The sequence below is a fragment of the Salinimicrobium sp. WS361 genome (genome assembly GCF_050750585.1).
Lineage (GTDB): Bacteria > Bacteroidota > Bacteroidia > Flavobacteriales > Flavobacteriaceae > Salinimicrobium.
This window is the reverse complement of sequence record NZ_JBOJLM010000001.1, coordinates 317847-335695: the sequence shown is the minus strand read 5'-3', so window position 1 is coordinate 335695 and position 17849 is coordinate 317847. Positions and strand designations below refer to the sequence as shown.

Here is a 17849-nt window from a genome sequence, read left to right as displayed (position 1 = left end):
TATAATCACAAAAAGCTTAAAACGAGGTTTTAAAAAAACTCATATAGTGATATTCAAGATTACACCTTTACTCAGTGCAAAAAATAAAAAAACAGTCCTTCATTATATCATTCGGCAAGAAGCTTCGAGAAAAACTTTCTCATAAAACTTTATTTTGCAGACTGATATTCCATTTTCTCAAGTAGGGTGTATTGAAAGAAGAGAAGTGAATACATTTATTAGCACTGCTTAAGCACTATCCAAAGCTGTAAAATTCAAGCAAAAAACTTAACTAAATTTTAATTGAATATTTCCCTGTATAGATACTAAATTTTTCTTAAACAAAAAAGCTCTTAAAAAAGGCGTTTTTCAATTGTATTATAGAACATTTCTCTTAAGCAGCTATCAAATTTTCTACTTACATAGTTTTTGTAGATAGAGTCAACAAATGTAACGGGTTATCTAAACCTTCAGAAAAAACAGTAAAGAAAAATGCCATTTTTGACACCTATGGCCTGACTTCTCCCAAACAAAAAACCGCCCCGGAATTTCTTCCGAAGCGGCTATTTCTATTCAGTTTATATTTTACTAGAATTTATAGGTAAAGCTGGCCGCAAAATTTCTTGGCGTTTGCGGATTGATTGTTGACCAACCATTATAGTATTCCTCATCAGTAAGGTTGTTCAGCTTCAGGTTAACCGAAAACTTCTCTGCATTATAGAAAACTGCTGCATTTAGAACGGTATACGATGAAAGTGTGAAGGTTCCAAGATTTCTATTGAAGATCATGTTCTCACCTGCATAGTTTCCTCCAAAACCTAGTCCGAAACCATCCAGGTTACCGGCAAAGCTGTAGCTCGCCCACAGGTTCGCAAGATTTTTAGGTCCGGCAGTTTCAGGGCGTAAACCAGACTCTTCAAGTTCACTTTCATTGTAGCTGTAACCTGCAATTACATTTAACCCATCAACAGGAGTGGCGGTAATACTGGCTTCAAAACCGCGGCTATACTGCTCCCCCTCCTGCACGTAGTAGAACGGCCTGTCCATATCTTCCATCACAATGTTGGAAACTTTGATATCATAATAGCTAAGGCTGGCAGAAACGCGGTCTTTAACAAGGTTTAGCTTGGTTCCCACCTCCAGCTGCTTAGCTCTTTCAGGATCAAAGCTCACGGTAGTTGTAGCACCCTCTGCAGGATTCCCCTGCTCTCGCGGATCAACATTGCTGAAGCCGTCCATATAGTTCGCGAAAACTGAAACTCTTTCCAGGATTGGCTGATAAACAAGTCCGAATTTTGGAGAAAGCGCTGTCTGGCTGTTATTCTCGCCCTCGAATTGGTCAATTCTCAAGCTGGCCATAGCAGAGATCTTAGGAGTAATATTCAGCACATTTGAAATATAGGCACTGTACACTTCTTCAGTGATCGTAGAATTATTTAAAGCTACCCCTGAAAGCAGGTTGTTTACCGATGCCTCCGAAAGTAATCCGCTATCATTGTTCCTCACATAATTTGCGGGATCAAACCTGCCAAAGACGCTTTCATTCACATTCTGCAGGCTTGCATCGCCTATGTACACATCCCCGTTAGCAATATAGCCTGAACTATTGTCGATGGTCTCCCTGTTAAAATAATCAAGCCCAACAACCATGCGGTTTCTCAAATCTCCAATCTTAAAATCTCCAATAAAATTCTGCTGAATATCACTGGTAAGCGTGGTAGAATTTTGATTATTCATGTAACGGGTAAAGACAAAACCTTCATCTAAATTGGTCACAGAACCTTCTACCTCTGTACGCCCCATGTAGAACCGTGTGGTTTCGTACAAATAGGAGTAGTGACCAAGAGATTTAGAAGAACTTCTGGAAAAGACTGTTTGAGACGTCCAGTTATCAGATAACTTGTATTCCATTTGCCCCTGAAGGCTATAGTTAGGGTTCTTAAGGGTTAGATCGTTGCTTGTATAAGAACGATTAGGGTCATAACCCAGTTCATCCATATTTGTAGCCTTTAACGGCGCACCCCTATCAAGAAATAACATAGCAGGGTTAGTACTTTCAGAAGTATAGAATTCTGTATTTATCAAAAATGACAAACGATCATTTACCTTATAGCTCAACGAAGGCGCCACAAAGAAAGATTCGCTGAAGCCAAGATCCTGAAAGCTATTTTGTTTGTGATATGCGGTGTTTACACGCAAAGCCACGTCACCATCTTCATCAAGAGGCATATTCACATCGGCTGTAACACGATTCATCCCGAAGCTTCCCATGGTGTAGGAGATATTTCCGCCAAAGTAATCGTATGGCTTTTTTGTCACCACGTTTATCAACCCACCATAAGAGATAAGGCTGCTTCCATAAAGGGTCCCAGAAGGGCCTTTAATGACTTCTATGCTTTCAATATTAGCAGGATCGGGGCTTCCATTGGTCAAACCGGGTAAGCCGTTGACCAAAGTAGGCTGTACGGCGAAACCTCTTATAGAGAAATATCCGGCGCCATCACTCCCCCTACCTGTAGATTCCCAGAGTTTGGTAATCCCGGGAGCATTTTTTAGGGCATCGTCAAAAGAAGTGATCACCTGCTGCTCCAGCAATTCTCCCGTTATAGTATTGTAAACCTGCGGGTTTTCAATATCTTTTAGAGGAAGTTTAGCCACATACTGACTTTTAGCTCTTGCAAAGCTGTTGATGTTAGCGTTCCCGGTGATAATTACTTCATCCAGATCCTCTTCATTATTTCTCAAAATAACAGCAGGGATCTCAGTAGTTTGCCCGGCCTGAACTGAAAAAGCAAGATCTTTGTTTTCATAACCCACGTAAGAAACCCGAAGCGTATAATTTCCCTGCGGAATGGCTTTAATAACAAATTCCCCGTTCCTGTTGGTTTCTGATCCAAGGCTTGTGCCTACAATATTCACATTAGCATTGGCAATAGGATTACCGTTACTGCTAATGACATTTCCTTCAATGTTTCCTGTTGCCTGACTAAACCCAATTGTAGCCATAAGCATAAACAAAAACATGATGTAGTATTTCTGATGCATTTTATATAAATTAATTTAGACTAATTATAAATAGAGCGCAAATCTAGGAAGCATAATCTAAATACAAAAGCTTATTTAAAACAATTACAAATAAAAAATACAGGCAAATACCCTAAACTGAAGAAAATCAGTAAATTAAAAATCATTTTTTTAAAGGCCCTGAAGGCAGCTGATTTGTTACACGGAAACACAGATCTGTTGATTATACAGTGGATTTATTTACCATGAAGAGAACTATTTTCATTTCTTCACAGGGCTGAAGTCAATTCACATCTAACCTAAATTTCATATTGATTTGGTAATCAATGGTTTTTTTGTTTATATTTAAAAACTAGTTAACGAGTTAAGGGCAGAAGCGACTCCCTACAAGCTTTTGTCTGATTATCATTCCCCACATCTTTTTACAATAATCCACTCCCCTTATCACATTTATTTTTTCTACAAAGTATTCAGTGACATCTTGTAAATGCCATTTTTGGCACCCGGGAAGATTCAGCCGCTTTCTTGTTCAGGATCTATTTGTACTATTGAACTATTCATGATTCCGAGGGCATATAGCTCACCTGAGAACTACTGGATAGAACGAGCCTCTACTAGAAAAAAATTATGGATTTATATAAAGAGATGGATTGTTCTTTTCCTGAATTTGTAATGCTGACTCCAAAAATTTTTGCTTTCGCGAGAACCTCCTAAAAAATTTACTATTTTTCAGCAATCATTAATAATAACCTGACAACCGCTCTTCCCTACACGCTGTATGTCATAACCATGTATTATTCATTTCTGAGTACCTATAGCTTCAGGCGAAAATCCAGGTTGTAAGACTTGTATTTGCCTCTTTAAGCTCAAATTTATCAGGACGCCGCTGTAAAAAAGGCATTTCCGAAGGGAGATCTGAATTATTTTTTCCGAGCCGTTAGCGGGGGTAAAATTTATAGAAAGAGTTATGCAATAGATTGATAACAAAAATAAAACTTAAGAGAAAAAATAAATGAAATGAGAAAAACCTTCATGACCTTAATCTTTTGCGGACTAACTTTTATAACCAACGCTCAAGACGCTAGTGTAGAAAAATCGACCTATGGGATACAAACCGGATTTCTTGGGATCTGGGTTCACAACGAATCAGAATTGGCTAGTTCAATAGCATTACGGACTGAAATAGGGTTTGATAGCGGAATTTGGGGCGGTGATTTCTACGACAAAACAGGTTTTTTAATGACACCTGTAATAACCGTAGAACCTCGGTGGTATTACAACTTAAAAAAAAGAGCTATCAAATCAAGAAAAATAGAAGGAAATAGCGGAAATTTTGTGTCTTTAAAAACAAGCTATCATCCTGACTGGTTTGTAATTTCCAACACGGCTAATGTGAGTGTAATAAGTGATATTTCAATCATTCCAACCTGGGGAATACGAAGAAACATTGGAAGGCATTTTAATTATGAAGCAGGAATTGGAATAGGATATAGATACATTTTTGCAAAACAAGCTGGATTTCTTGAAAACGAGAGTGAGGCCGCAGCAAATTTGCATTTAAGAATAGGCTACCGCTTCTAAATCAAATAAAATAAATTTGTACACCAATGGCTATCCAAAAATGGCATTTTTGACAACCTTTAAAATGAAATATTTGGTTGACCAATTTATATTCTCAAACTGCAACCTGCGTTATTATGGATGGTGTTGCACACTTGAAAACACTTAATCAATGAATAAAATAATTTTTCTTTTATTACCATTCTTTCTAATATCTTGTAATAATTCTACAAAATATGCAACAGTAAAAGAAGGCAAAAAATCATCTGAATTAGAAAAATTTGAATCTAAAAGTCTCAATAAGAATATTCCATTTAAAATAATTCTTCCAGATAATTTAGATAATAAAAAAGACAGTTTAAGTTTATTGATTTTGTTAGACGGAGATGATTATGCTGGTATTGCAGAGAATGTTGCTTCCCTTTACGAATTTGGAGACAAAATCCACCCCACGGTAATTATTTCACTGCCAAGCACAAAAGAAAGCAGGTGGGCTTTTTACACTCCAACAAATGATACTACAAACGTTGAGATTGGATATGAAGATTTATATTCAACAACTGGAAAATTTAGTGAATTTGCGGACTTTGTTGGTGATGAATTAATCCCTTCAGTTGAAAATAAATACAACATTAGTTTTAATGAAAAAACAATATTTGGACATTCTCTCGGAGGTTTGGGAGTTTTGTCTTTTGCTGTATTAAGACCAGAGATATTTGAAAATTATATTTCGGCAAGTCCAAGTACAATGTATGACCAACATTTTATTTTTAAGACAATAGAAAAGAAGGGGATTTTCGAATTCAAATCTATGTTTTTAACCGCAGGATTAAATGATGCAAATGGCTACCGAGAAAATGTGGAATGGTTAAAAGATTATTTGGATAAACATAAATCGGGAAATCAAAAAGTAGGAATGAAAATTTACGAGAATGAAACTCATTCTACTTCTGGTCTAAAATCACTAATCGATGGAATGGAATTCATCGGAAAATAAAAATAAAACCATTTGCCAACGACTCTTGCAGCGCCAGCTCGCACTCTTTTTTATATTCACCGTAAGGAATAATTTCTAATATGGATACATCCTGAATTTCTTCCGCTAAAATCAAGTAAAAAGATCGCAACAAAGAAAAAAAACAAAAGAGTGAAATTAATAACTCATTTAAAATCAACAACAATTGACAGCAGTCAAGATTAAAAACTCAGAATATAAATTGAAGTACTCTATTAAGTTCATTTTAGGAATTCTGTTTTTATTCATACTTCTACTTCTGTATGTATTAGTGCTCTACCTAACAGGGTTTCAAGAATCTGATTTGGAAAACAGTTACGGGAAATTGACGATATTTATTGAACCTTTAATTCTTTTGGGCAGCACTGTTCTTATTTATAAATATCAAAAAATAGAAAATCCACTTAAGCCTGTATACATTAAAATTTTCCTGACGGGTACGCTCCTTACCTTCTTTATTGAACTTGCAATTGAGTTGACAGCTCTCTTATTTGAGAAGGACACTCAAATTTTAAATGTTAATGCAGGATATAATTTCACCGTAATTCCTTTTTATCTCATTGGTATTTTTATAGCAGCTCTCTTTGAAGAATTGGTCTTTAGACATTATTTTTATGAGACCATTGGAAAAGCATTAAAGGGAAATAAAATTCTCTTCATCGTATTGTCCTCCTTTATTTTCACACTACCTCATTTCCAGTTTTACCAGAGTTATTTTATTCTCACATCTACTTTTATGTTTGGAACATTATACGCTTATCTATTCATTGAATATAAAAGCTTATGGGTGCCATTAGGAGTTCATGTTGGTCACAATTTGTTTGATTACTTATTAGGTAACGACATAGTAAATCTCACGAGTAATAACAGTATCCTTTACGGGAGTTACAGGCCAATTTTCACGGCCATAGAAATTCTCGCAATCATATTTCTGATAAAAAAACTATGTCCTACACCATATAAAAAACATACCTTAAATCAATCCTGAATCGGAAAACTGAGCTCGCTGCAACGCCTGGTTCACTAAACAAAAACTCCAAAAATGAAAAAATCTATTTCCGCCTTAGCTGTTTCAATATGTCTAAGCCTTTCTGCCTTTTCGCAGGAAATTGAAATTAGCGGACTACTTATTGACTCCGAAACCAATAATCCTGTTGAATTTGCGAATATGGGTGTGGTCAATAAAAATAAAGGTACAGTTTCAAACCTGGATGGAAAATTTAAGATTAAATTTCCTAAAGCCTTTGCAAGCGATAGCCTTACCATTAGTCACGTGAATTATCAAACGGTAAGAATTCCCATTAAAACCTCCAAAAACCTGATGATTCAACTTCAGCCCAATGAAAACAAATTATCTGAGGTTATAGTGACTAACAGGAAGAAGAAAAATAAGAAAATAGGAGTTAAAAGTTACAACCCATTATTATGGATGAGTACCATCTCAACAGAAATGGACGTTATCGAAAGTGCAAAACAAATTAAAATTCCAAACAATAAAACTGTTAGAGTTAAAGATGTGAATTTTTATATGAGACGTGGCTTTGAAGCAGATAGTGCCTATATAAGAATAAATTTTTATGAGAACCTGGACGACCGACCTGGAGATAGAATAATCTTCGAAAATATTATTCAACGAAAACTTATTGAGCAGGGGTGGGTGAACATTGACCTTACGAAATACTCCGTTTACCTTGAAGAGGACTTTTTTGTTGGAGTGGAAATCATACCAGACGCTAAAAAACCACGTAAAGTTTTTATGGGAGCTATCCTCACTAAAGGAAATGCTTATATGAGAGCAAGTAGCCTGGGAAAATGGGAAGAAGTGGAAGGAGCACAATCAATTAATGTAGAAGTAGAGTATTAGGAAACAAAAACCAAGATTCCAACTAATTGAAAATCAATAATTAATTTAACATGAGCTGAAATTATTAAATGCCAGAAAAGTATAACTTTAGATAATTCTTAATCATCAAAAATTTTATGCATGAAAAAATTCCTTGTCTTCGCAGTAGCTCTTGCCTTTTTTAGTTGTAACTCTAATAATAACTCATCCTCAAAAGAAGATACTCCCGATATTGCTTCTAATTTAGAGTTAGCTAAATACTCCATTGATAAAATACTGGAAGAGGCAGATTACTGGGAAAACCAACCAGATTCGCTTATAATGGCTCCCTACGGAACAAAATGGAGTATTCAATTAGATTCTTTAAAAACCAAAATGACTGAAAAAGAAATACAGGAGTTTAATGAGTATGCCAGGAAGAAGTTTGACGAAAAATATTCTCAATCCTGATAATATCCCGAATCATAGCAAACAATTAAATAACTAATCTTACTAAAACATAGTCTCCAAAAATGCCATTTTTGGAACCTTTTTTTCAAGGTAGAATTTCCTCCGGTTTCCATCTCCTCAATTAATTTTTATTGTAATTTTAGAGTGCTGATCAATGTGGTAATACACATTGGTTTTTAAAAGAATCCTTCCACCCTTTCAGGACATCTTCGAAACAGCAGTATTACTGCTGCGCATTAGTATGAAATCACTAAGCTATAAGATATGTTGTCCTATGAACTCACCACCAGCCCCGGAACAAACAGGCTGACTGAAAAACACCCAGGGTCTATTATTTTTTGGGGAATTGCGCTGCTGGTTATCCCGCTGTGGATGCTCTCCTATCCCGAAACTACGGTAAAGCACAATGCCACTCCTTTTCTTGTATATGCTAGTCAGTTATTTTCTCTCACCGGCTTTGCCTTGCTTGCCCTCAGCTTAATATTAACTTCCCGGTTAACATTCCTCGAAAACTGGTTTGGAGGCCTTGACAAGGTGTACAAAATGCACCGAACCACAGGGAAGTTTGCCTTCTTTTTGATCCTGGCGCATCCAATTTTCCTCGCTCTTAGGTGGATCCCAACCGATGTTTCCAAAACCCTCTGGTACCTGTTTCCCCTTCACCGACGCCTGGAAATTGACCTTGGCAGCTGGTCACTTTGGGGAATGATCTTACTTGTGATCTTCACCCTGCTTGTAAAGATCCCGTATGATAAGTGGAAGATCTCCCATAAATTCATGGGCTTTTTCTTTATTTTAGGAGTAGCTCATATCTTCTTCCAAGGAATCTCTTTTTCTGAAAATCCTGCCCTTGGCATTTATATGGGACTGCTGTCAGTTGGTGGCATTTCGGCCTGGTTGTACAAGTCGGTTTTATTCGATCTTGTAAAAAAGAAAAGTCTGTATTCAGTCACGGGAGTCCGGTATTTAAACAACAATATTGTAGAAATTGAACTTCAGCCAAAAAAGAAAAAAGATACTCATTTCCGGCCCGGGCAGTTTTACTTCTTTTCATTTCTTTCTGAAGATATTTCGGCAGAGAGCCATCCTTTTACCATCTGTGATCACAGCCGGGACGGGAAAATTTCGATCATGGTAAAATCTTTAGGAGATTACACCCACCGGCTATATGCCCTAATCAAACCAAATACTCCGGTTTTACTTGAAGGCCCATACGGCCGGTTTAATTTTGAGACTGCCAGCAAACAGCAGGTTTGGCTGGGTGGCGGCGTGGGAATTGCTCCTTTTCTTAGCTGGGCCAACTACCTGCTTAGCCAACCCGATGATTCCCTGAGCGTAAGATTATATTATTGCGTGCAAAATGCCGCCGCAGCGACACATATATCTACTTTTCAAGCCTTAGAAAAGAAAATGCCACGATTTCATGTAGAAGTGATCTCCCAGGAAACCGACGGCTACTTTCATCCCGCAGATCATCCTGAAATCCAAAACAGTGACATCTTTTTCTGCGGACCCAGAAATATGCGGAAGGCCGTTTGCAAAGAACTGAAAGCGCTCAAGATCCCCAAAGCAAGAATATATTCTGAAGAATTTGATTTCGATTAAAAATTATTCTTTGCTGCGCTTAAACGAAGCCCGGAGACCCGGCTCCATAACTTTCCTGTAACAAAATCGCAATTCTTATACAAACCTATAGGCTTAACGATCAACATTATGACGAAATTCTTTTACAACTATCTGCCCGATTTTAAAAATCCCGTGGGCAAAATTTTGTGGAGTGTCTTCGCTATTGCGATCCTGGGATTATTATTAATGACAGCGGGATATTTCAGCGGGAAGGCGCTGTACTATTTTACTCACTGATCTTCTTCTACTGAAGGATTTTCAGATCTAAAAATTAACCTGTGAGCACAAAAAAACCTCTGAACATATTAGCCTACGTTGCTCTGGTCATACTAGTCCTGGTGTTGTTCGATTACTTTCTGGAAGTAGCTATTGATGGATGGAACAATCCTTTTTTAAAAAAAAATACATGAAGAAAATACCACTTTTGATCCTATCCAGTTTTCTGCTCTTAAGCTCGTGTAACAAAGAGGCGCCGGGATACAATGAACTGCTAAGTGAAGCCAGGCAATATTATAAAGCAGGTGAATATGAGAATTCCGGCAGGAAATTTTCCAGGGCCTTTGCGCTGGCAGATGACAGAGACAGCTTACTGCACCACTATGAAGCTGCCCGTGCCTGGTCGCTGGCTCAAGAAAAAGATTCGGCTTTTGCACAACTTTTCATGATTTCTGAAGAAGGAAAATATTCAGATTTGGGGCAGATCTCTACTGACACTAAATTTAGTAACCTCCGAACAGATGAGCGCTGGATAAAGGTGCTTACAAGGGTAAGCGACAATCAAAAAGAAGCATTAGCTTTTGTGCCCGGGGTAATTTCCACTCTGGACACCGTCTACAGGGATGACCAACACCTTAGAAGACAAACAGCAGGAATACAGGAAAAATACGGGCACGATTCCGAAGAGCTACATGCACATTGGGAGCTTATAAATCAAAAAGATTCGGTCAACCTCCTCAAAGTAGAAAAGATCCTGAATGAGCACGGTTGGCTGGGACCAGACCTAATTGGCCGGGATGGCAATAGCGCACTCTTTCTTGTTATTCAGCATGCAGATCTTCAAACCCAGGAAAAATATATACCTCTCTTACAGGAAGCCGTTAAAAAAGGCAACGCAGCCCCGCGAGACCTCGCCCTTATGGAAGACAGGGTTGCACTAAGGCAGGGCAAAAAGCAGATCTACGGAAGCCAGATTAGCAGGGATCCGGAAACCGGAAAATATTACGTGTCACCACTTCAGGATTCAGATAGCGTAGACAGGAGAAGAGCCGAAGTGGGACTACAACCACTACAGGACTATGTTTCGGGTTGGGACATCACCTGGGATGTAGAGACCTACAAAAAAGAATTACCCAAACTTGAAGCTATGGAAAGGTCAAAAAATTAATTCCAAACCTTCCAAAAAAGCCATTTTAAAAGCCCCTTATTTTCATGTTGAAAAAGATTCTTACTCTTATAGTTCTTGTTTTGCTGCTTACTTCCTGCGGCAATACTAAATATCACTATCATTTTGAAAGGGGTAGAATGATAGATTTTACCCGGGGTGAATGGATCCTTAACCGGCCGTACACCAATTACGATGAAGATCGTATCAAAAAAATGGCCCTTAAGGAATTCACCAAAATTCTGGGCGACTCCCTTGTATCCATTGATGATCTTAGCCACCGCAAAGAAGTCCCCAAATACATGCCGCAAGATCCCAATAAAGAGCAGCTGCGGTATCTAAAAAATGCTACCAACAAAGACTTCCTTATTACTGTGGAATCTAACATTATCAAAGATGAAATGGGCTCATTTGCACATGCCCCTTCAGTAGGTTTCTCCACTCAGGCAAATGAAGCAGGAATATCTATAAAGATCTACGATCTCAATTCACAGGAACTTATCTCTGAAAGCAATGTTACAGGCATAGCAAAAGTCACCAAAAGTGAAGAGGATAATAGCTGGGACTATGTGAATAGTGGTGAGCCCCTTGCCATGAAGGGAGTAAAAAAACTTATCAAAAAATACGGCAAATACGGCATCACGAAATAACCAGGCAGGAACTTTACTTTAATTAATTCTGCACGATTTTCATCTTTAAGAGACCCTAAAAAAACTCAGAATTCAGCAAGTTAATACCGCAAAAATTGCTTCTGAAAAATGCCATTTTTGACACTCAATTCAGGAAAATATTTCAGAAGATTTTATACCTACATACCTGTAAATTAATTACATTCACCTCCATAAATTTGGATGTATGTCTTCAAAAATATTCAGGTCATTACTTATGTCGGCCTTACTTGTTTTTCTTTTTTCCTGTTCAGAAGAAGATTCTTCCGCAGAAGAAGAAAAGCCATCTGAAACTCCCGAAGAGGCAGTAGACTCCTTTAGTTACATCGCGCTACAGAACGATGGTACGCTTTATACCATTGGAAATAATACGGGCAAAGTAGTCCAGACGGATAGAATTCCTGGTATCGAATTTAATACCATCTTTAATTCGGTTACCTCATCGGGATCAAAGATCTTCATCTATGAACACCGTTTTGACCCTCCTAAAGGCATTCTTTATATCTACGACAAGCAATCGGGTAAAACTGTTTCTGCTATTCTTGATTTTCCGGAAGAATTTGGAGAGAATACGGCATTAATGTCTTTAGACTGGGATGAAGAAAACCAAAATCTTGTTGGAATTACAAGAGAAGATTTGGAATTACCCACCAGTTTCAAACCTGTTAAAGTGGTTAGAATCGAACCGGATACTTTTAAGGTGACCACAACTTCTGAAGTTGATCTACATTCCATGGGCTATTCCAACGTATATTCCACAAGCCTCATGGGACAAAAAATATACGCAGTTACCCTCAAAAACAGCAATTGGGATCCCGATCTTCTGGAAATCGATCTTGAAAATGACGCTGTAGAAGTTCTTCCGGTCACGGGCCGGGAAGCCGGAATCACCAATCTTGGAAACAGTGGGAATGACCACACGCTATTCGGATTTTCACCGGTACCAAACTCCAGTTTAATGGCAGAAGTGAGGCCGGTAACTTTCAACGTGCAGGATGGCACTGTGAAGGAAGTCTCTAAAGTTCCACGCATTTCGGCCCTTAACATTGCGCATAAAACCTTTTACAATAAAGAGGTAAAAGAATTTGCAGAACTGATAGGAGCTGACAATAAGAAACACCTTTTTAAGTACAGGCCTTCAACAGGTGAATATGAAATGATAGAAATTCCCGATCCCAAAAGTATTTTTTCGGTTGTAAACATAATTGGAGTTACAGAACTTTAAATATCATTAGTTAATTTATCATACACCAGCTAAGCAGTGAAAATTCGGTTAAAGCCTAGTTATGTCTACATCTGAGCTTTTCTTCAGGCTATTATTAGGAGAGGCTTGAAGTACCTTCAGAATTTCATTAACTCATAACTTGCTTTTAACCAGCTCATAAATTTTTACCAACCCCTAAAGAATTTCAAATTTTCTATCTATATTGTCGGAAATTTAATAGGACAATTTCTTCTGAAGATATTTCTAAAGATCCCTGTCCTGTCACCCGAAGAAACAGCACTCCCTACAGCTGTTAGACTTACGACTCTATGTGAATCTGCCGAATGTAAAGGCCGATGATCTCCCTACAAGAGTTTTTTGTAAGTCACCGACATAAGAATGAAAAGATTATGATTTGGTTTAAGATTAAAAGGCTTGAAAAGCTGCTGGCCCACGGTGAGCTTTCAGATTTAATTGCGTTTAAATATTTTTTGGCCCATCTACTGCTTTTGGCCCTTTTGTACAACTTCCCGGGGAATTCTGTAGAGGTTCCGGTATGGTCGCTATATGTTAAGCTTATTGTCGCCCTCGCTGCGATCTCCTGGGGTATGGGAAAGACTTTTGAGATCAACCAGAATGGCGACGGCAAAGATTATCTAAAGCGTGTGATCTCGCTATCACTTGTTGCCAGCCTTAAAACTATTGTTGCATTTTTCATTCTTGCCGCAATCATTGCTACAGCTACCCTTCTCGCTGCAAAAATGGGCTTTTATCTACCCGATCTCTGGAATGAGATCCTCTCTTTAATCATACATCTCCTGTTAATAGGAATCTATTATAAAATCTTGCTCAGCTCCTTCAGCCGTATTAATACCGCCGTAAGTAGACAACCAAAACCCCTCTAATCTACAACCATCAACCAAACCAGCATCAAACCTATTCACAGTTATGAAAGCCACACAAAGAATTATAATTTTTACCATTATCAGCTTTTCCGCACTTAGCATGTTATTCACAGATTGGGAAAAATATGAGGCCACACCTTGCGGCAAACCACCGGTAGGAATGAGATCTGAAATTTTGTCGGCAGATATACCACAAGATTCGCTGGTAAATAAGTACCAGATTTGTCGCAGCAACAGCGAACTTGAGCTGCTATCACAATTTCGTCATCGTAGGGCCCGGGCTATTCTTTAGGCAATTACATTTTGAAGAATTTTGCTGAAAATTCAATCTCTACCTAAAAATTTATTCAAATAGGGCTTATTAATTTTGTCAAAAAAGACTTTTTAAACACGCGGGTAAAGCCACTTCCGGTTACCTCTTAAAAATGGCATTTTTCAGCAGTGATTTTCCAGCTGCTTTAAGAGAGCTCCTTCTTTATTAGTAATAAAGTTATGTGAAGATGAATCAACTCCTCTCCTATTGCTCCTGAAATTTCTAAAAACCGCTTATCTTGCCTGCAAAAAATTATAATCAACTATGGCTTCAGGATTTTTTGCTCTTTTAGATGATATTGCAACTTTAATGGACGACGTAGCCATGATGTCTAAAGTCGCCGGAAAGAAAACCGCAGGAATTTTGGGTGACGACCTTGCGGTGAATGCCGAAAAGGCTTCAGGCTTCATGTCTTCCCGTGAACTGCCGGTGTTATGGGCAATCACTAAAGGCTCATTTTTGAACAAGTTGATTATCCTGCCACTAGCCTTCTTGCTAAGCGCCTTCCTGCCTGCTGCAGTGACCGTGATCCTGATCATTGGCGGACTATATCTGGCATACGAAGGGGCAGAGAAAATATATGAATATTTCTTTCCTCATGTTCATGAAACTGATGCGCCTAAACTCGAAAAACTTTCCGAAGAAGAGATATTGAGCATCGAAAAAGAAAAAATCAAATCGGCCATTTTAACCGATTTTATACTTTCAGTAGAGATCGTCATTATTGCTTTGGGAAGTGTTGCCAATGAAACCCTGGTCACGCAGATTCTTGTGGTTACCGTCATTGCTTTAATAGCTACCGTGGGTGTGTACGGTATTGTGGCCCTTATTGTAAGAATGGATGAATTTGGTGCAAAACTCATAGATCTCAATGATCGAAAAGACAGTATCTCAGACAAAATAGGAGGTTTTCTGGTTAGCGCCCTGCCCAAGGTCATTAAAAGCCTCTCGGTGATTGGAACTATAGCTTTGCTCCTGGTTTCGGGAGGGATTTTTGTTCATAACATTCATTTTATGCATGACCTTCTTCCCAACTTACCGGGAATTCTGGTAGAGTTGCTCACAGGCCTGGCCGTTGGAATTTTAATGTTACTGATCATAAAATCGGCCACCGGCGTCTGGAAAAAATTTGCTCACTAAGCCGGGTTTGAACCTCTCGGAAAATCCTCTTCAAAAATGCCATTTTTGGAAGGTCATGATCTTAATCCTGCGCCTTTAAAACTGACCTAAAGCTTTGTGAAAAGCCGTAGCCAAACGCCTGAAAGTTTTTATCTTGATTGCTACGGAAAATGGGAGGAAGTACAATTACCAAATCAAATCACCGAATTGATACTATAGATGTGCTAAGAGGTTTTGCCCTGGCGGGAATCCTTTATGCCCACATGGTAATTTGGTACACCGGTGCCTCCCTGCCGCCCGAAGTTTATACGCAGTACGACAGCACTGCCGATGGGATAGCCTTCGGAATTTTTGGAGCTATGGTCTTTGGAAAGTTCTTTTCGGTTTTTTCCTTTTTGTTCGGGCTGAGTTTTTACCTGAATTTCCGCAGGAAAAGATCGAAGACAAATTATTTCAAAACCTACATCTGGCGCCTGTTCCTGCTTTTTCTCATAGGTTTATTGCACCACATCTTCTGGCGGGGCGACATCCTCTCTATTTACGCTGTGCTTGGTTTTATCCTGATATTTTTCAGAAATATGCCTGAAAAATTCATACTGATCTTAAATTTTCTGCTCATTTTTAATGTTCCCACTCATCTCTTCGAGGCTTTTTATACTGAAACAGCCAATACTGAAGTAGAATTTCCCATGGCCGATGAAGCTGAAAGCTACTACGCCCTGGTCAAAAATGCCGGTTTCTTAACTGTTTTGGAAGATAACTGGAACTCATGGCCGGCAAAGATCAGGTACCAGTTTGAAAGTGGCAGGCTATTCATGACCTTTGGGTATTTTCTTTTAGGATTGTACGCCGGTCGCAGAAACCTCTTCAGCTCTTTAGACCAGCACCTTCAAAAATTTAAAAGCTGGAATAAAACTGCGGAAAAAGCCGTTCTCTTCTTATTGTTCCTGGGTTTGCTCATGTATCTTTTTCACCTGGTCACCCTCCCCGGAATTAAAGTTGTGCCCGAATTGAAATGGCTGGCCGACTTCTTATTCAGTATCTACAATGCCTTTTTGAGCATCTTCTACATTACCGGAATTTCCCTCCTCTACAAAATGAAAACCTTCAGGAAATTACTGAGTCCGCTGGGTGCCATGGGCAGAATGGCCCTCACGGTCTATTTATCGCAGACCTTCTTTGGTTTGCTCCTGTTCTACAATTTTGGGCTGGGGCTTTTTGACCAAACGACACCGGCTATAAATGTTCTTTTAGGAGTTGCTGTATTTTTTCTACAGCTCAAATTTTGTCACTGGTGGCTTGGCAGGTTCAAACAAGGCCCGGCAGAATGGGTATGGAAAGGACTCTCAAATTTCAATTTTTCGACCATCAGGAAGAAACGAAGTGAATCACCTCAACTTCATAAGCATTAAAAACCGCAGAATTTCCAGCTTTGAATTATACGTCTTAGAATGATATTAAACAAAAAAGGCCGCCAAAACCGGCAGCCTTTCAATATTAGCAATTACTTACTACTCAAGAGTGATAGGAGTAACAATGATTCCGTCATCATCAAATAGAGGCAAATCAAGCCCGTTCATGTTGTCAAACTCATAGACTTCTTCAACTCCTGTGTCGTCATGCAGCATTACCCAAACGGTATCTCCTGCAGCAACATTAGCGTCTTCTTCAAAAGTCACTACAACGTCGGTATTGTCTCCAGCCTCAAGATATACAGGTTCAGAAATAATTTCGGGAACCTGAGGTCCGTCTCCGGCTTCATTAGTAGCATGAACTACTACCCATCCGTCCATATCAACATTGATACTTTCAATAGTAATAGTATTATCGGCTAAAGGCTGGTCATTTACTGTAAGCATACCGCTCATTGCAGCCTCTGTCACATCATTAATGGTAATAGAGGTAACAACAATGTCACCATCTTTTGTAAGAGGACTGTCAAGTCCATTCTCACCGTCAAATTCATAAACACCTTCTTCCCCGGTATCTTCATGGAGCATTACCCATAAAACATCTCCGGCTTCAACACTGGCGTCTTCTTTTAATGGCACTCCTACATTAGCATAAGCACCGGCTTCAAGATAAACAGGTTGCGAAATGATTTCAGGAACCTGAGGCCCGTCTCCGGCATCATTAGATTCATGGATCACCACATACCCATCCTCTTCAAGGGTAATAGATTCAACATAAACCACTCCGTTCACTAGATCCTGGTCGGCAGCAGTAAGCAAAACATCATCACCTTCTACAACTACAGTAAATGGCACGGTTACAATATCACCCTGTAGATCGGTCACAGGCGCATCAATACCGTCAACGCTATCAAATTCATAAACGCCTCTCTCACCGTTATCTACGTGAAGCATTACCCAAAGGGTTTCTCCATTTTGTACCTGCTCACCATCTTTTAATTCAATAGTCACATTAGTGGTAGGCCCATCATCAATTTGTTTGGGAACAGAGATAATTTCAGGAACTACAGGTGCTCCGTTGTTATCACGGTGGATAACTACCCACCCGTCTTCACTAATATTAACCGAATTGATAGTTAAAGTACCATCCTGCACAGTTACCTGCTCATCTACAACAATAGCTCCGGTTGGGGGAAGATCGGGATCTACACCACCATCGTCATCATCACTACACGCCACTAATCCAAGACTTAGAATCATTGGCAACATTAGAAGATAAAATTTCTTTAATTTCATAATAGCTCTTTTTTTAGGTTTTTTTCAAAGTACCCAGATAAGATTGCAATCGCC

16 protein-coding genes are annotated in these 17849 nt (G+C 38.9%); 14 read left to right on the top strand and 2 right to left on the bottom strand.

Going from position 1 to position 17849, the window contains the following annotated elements:
• Positions 1-567: 567 nt before the first annotated feature.
• The gene (locus ACQ93I_RS01575; RefSeq protein ID WP_431696848.1) at positions 568-3024 is read right to left on the bottom strand and encodes a TonB-dependent siderophore receptor; all 2457 of its coding nucleotides are present in this window, start codon (positions 3022-3024) and stop codon (positions 568-570) included.
• A 996-nt stretch (positions 3025-4020) separates the two neighbouring features.
• Between ACQ93I_RS01575 and ACQ93I_RS01570 the strand changes: the two genes are divergently transcribed.
• The 14 genes from ACQ93I_RS01570 to ACQ93I_RS01505 all read left to right on the top strand — a co-directional run bounded on the left by ACQ93I_RS01570 (position 4021) and on the right by ACQ93I_RS01505 (position 16499).
• A complete protein-coding gene (locus tag ACQ93I_RS01570; protein ID WP_431696847.1) occupies positions 4021-4584 on the top strand; it encodes a hypothetical protein in 564 nt (187 codons plus the stop codon).
• A gap of 151 nt (positions 4585-4735) precedes the next feature.
• Complete coding sequence (locus tag ACQ93I_RS01565) at positions 4736-5560, top strand: alpha/beta hydrolase (RefSeq protein ID WP_431696846.1); 825 nt, start codon at positions 4736-4738, stop codon at positions 5558-5560.
• A gap of 184 nt (positions 5561-5744) precedes the next feature.
• Complete coding sequence (locus ACQ93I_RS01560; protein WP_431696845.1) at positions 5745-6566, top strand: CPBP family intramembrane glutamic endopeptidase; 822 nt, start codon at positions 5745-5747, stop codon at positions 6564-6566.
• Between the two features lie 54 nt (positions 6567-6620).
• On the top strand, positions 6621-7442 hold the full coding sequence (locus ACQ93I_RS01555; RefSeq protein WP_431696844.1) for a carboxypeptidase-like regulatory domain-containing protein: 822 nt from the start codon (positions 6621-6623) through the stop codon (positions 7440-7442).
• Between the two features lie 120 nt (positions 7443-7562).
• Positions 7563-7871: a hypothetical protein gene (locus tag ACQ93I_RS01550; RefSeq protein ID WP_431696843.1), complete on the top strand. Its 309-nt coding sequence runs from the start codon at positions 7563-7565 to the stop codon at positions 7869-7871.
• A 264-nt stretch (positions 7872-8135) separates the two neighbouring features.
• Positions 8136-9476: a ferredoxin reductase family protein gene (locus ACQ93I_RS01545; RefSeq protein WP_431696842.1), complete on the top strand. Its 1341-nt coding sequence runs from the start codon at positions 8136-8138 to the stop codon at positions 9474-9476.
• Positions 9477-9584: 108 nt separating this feature from the next.
• Positions 9585-9734, top strand: coding sequence for a hypothetical protein (locus ACQ93I_RS01540; protein WP_431696841.1), 150 nt, complete (start codon positions 9585-9587; stop codon positions 9732-9734).
• 169 nt (positions 9735-9903) lie between these two features.
• Positions 9904-10881, top strand: a complete 978-nt coding sequence (locus tag ACQ93I_RS01535) for a DUF6624 domain-containing protein (RefSeq protein ID WP_431696840.1) — start codon at positions 9904-9906, stop codon at positions 10879-10881.
• A 44-nt stretch (positions 10882-10925) separates the two neighbouring features.
• Positions 10926-11528, top strand: coding sequence for a hypothetical protein (locus tag ACQ93I_RS01530; RefSeq protein WP_431696839.1), 603 nt, complete (start codon positions 10926-10928; stop codon positions 11526-11528).
• 205 nt (positions 11529-11733) lie between these two features.
• The gene (locus ACQ93I_RS01525; protein WP_431696838.1) at positions 11734-12771 is read left to right on the top strand and encodes a hypothetical protein; all 1038 of its coding nucleotides are present in this window, start codon (positions 11734-11736) and stop codon (positions 12769-12771) included.
• 389 nt (positions 12772-13160) lie between these two features.
• Positions 13161-13655: a hypothetical protein gene (locus ACQ93I_RS01520; protein ID WP_431696837.1), complete on the top strand. Its 495-nt coding sequence runs from the start codon at positions 13161-13163 to the stop codon at positions 13653-13655.
• 43 nt (positions 13656-13698) lie between these two features.
• Positions 13699-13947, top strand: a complete 249-nt coding sequence (locus ACQ93I_RS01515) for a hypothetical protein (RefSeq protein WP_431696836.1) — start codon at positions 13699-13701, stop codon at positions 13945-13947.
• 285 nt (positions 13948-14232) lie between these two features.
• Entirely contained in the window at positions 14233-15108 is an 876-nt protein-coding gene (locus ACQ93I_RS01510; protein WP_431696835.1) for a DUF808 domain-containing protein, read from the top strand.
• A 149-nt stretch (positions 15109-15257) separates the two neighbouring features.
• Positions 15258-16499 (top strand): DUF418 domain-containing protein, encoded by a 1242-nt coding sequence (locus ACQ93I_RS01505; protein WP_431696834.1) that lies wholly within the window; start codon positions 15258-15260, stop codon positions 16497-16499.
• 99 nt (positions 16500-16598) lie between these two features.
• Here the strand turns inward: ACQ93I_RS01505 and ACQ93I_RS01500 are convergent, their stop codons facing one another.
• A complete protein-coding gene (locus tag ACQ93I_RS01500; RefSeq protein WP_431696833.1) occupies positions 16599-17795 on the bottom strand; it encodes a DUF7282 domain-containing protein in 1197 nt (398 codons plus the stop codon).
• Positions 17796-17849: the final 54 nt, after the last annotated feature.

What these genes read in the sequence shown, in the direction of transcription:
- ACQ93I_RS01530 (WP_431696839.1), top strand. Translation starts at nt 10,926, where the DNA reads ATGTTGAAAAAGATTCTTACTCTTATAGTTCTTGTTTTGCTGCTTACT.
- ACQ93I_RS01545 (WP_431696842.1), top strand. Translation starts at nt 8,136, where the DNA reads ATGTTGTCCTATGAACTCACCACCAGCCCCGGAACAAACAGGCTGACT.
- ACQ93I_RS01515 (WP_431696836.1), top strand. Translation starts at nt 13,699, where the DNA reads ATGAAAGCCACACAAAGAATTATAATTTTTACCATTATCAGCTTTTCC.
- ACQ93I_RS01555 (WP_431696844.1), top strand. Translation starts at nt 6,621, where the DNA reads ATGAAAAAATCTATTTCCGCCTTAGCTGTTTCAATATGTCTAAGCCTT.
- ACQ93I_RS01505 (WP_431696834.1), top strand. Translation starts at nt 15,258, where the DNA reads ATGGGAGGAAGTACAATTACCAAATCAAATCACCGAATTGATACTATA.
- ACQ93I_RS01575 (WP_431696848.1), bottom strand. Translation starts at nt 3,024, where the DNA reads ATGCATCAGAAATACTACATCATGTTTTTGTTTATGCTTATGGCTACA.
- ACQ93I_RS01525 (WP_431696838.1), top strand. Translation starts at nt 11,734, where the DNA reads ATGTCTTCAAAAATATTCAGGTCATTACTTATGTCGGCCTTACTTGTT.
- ACQ93I_RS01565 (WP_431696846.1), top strand. Translation starts at nt 4,736, where the DNA reads ATGAATAAAATAATTTTTCTTTTATTACCATTCTTTCTAATATCTTGT.
- ACQ93I_RS01550 (WP_431696843.1), top strand. Translation starts at nt 7,563, where the DNA reads ATGAAAAAATTCCTTGTCTTCGCAGTAGCTCTTGCCTTTTTTAGTTGT.
- ACQ93I_RS01535 (WP_431696840.1), top strand. Translation starts at nt 9,904, where the DNA reads ATGAAGAAAATACCACTTTTGATCCTATCCAGTTTTCTGCTCTTAAGC.
- ACQ93I_RS01520 (WP_431696837.1), top strand. Translation starts at nt 13,161, where the DNA reads ATGATTTGGTTTAAGATTAAAAGGCTTGAAAAGCTGCTGGCCCACGGT.
- ACQ93I_RS01510 (WP_431696835.1), top strand. Translation starts at nt 14,233, where the DNA reads ATGGCTTCAGGATTTTTTGCTCTTTTAGATGATATTGCAACTTTAATG.
- ACQ93I_RS01500 (WP_431696833.1), bottom strand. Translation starts at nt 17,795, where the DNA reads ATGAAATTAAAGAAATTTTATCTTCTAATGTTGCCAATGATTCTAAGT.
- ACQ93I_RS01540 (WP_431696841.1), top strand. Translation starts at nt 9,585, where the DNA reads ATGACGAAATTCTTTTACAACTATCTGCCCGATTTTAAAAATCCCGTG.
- ACQ93I_RS01570 (WP_431696847.1), top strand. Translation starts at nt 4,021, where the DNA reads ATGAGAAAAACCTTCATGACCTTAATCTTTTGCGGACTAACTTTTATA.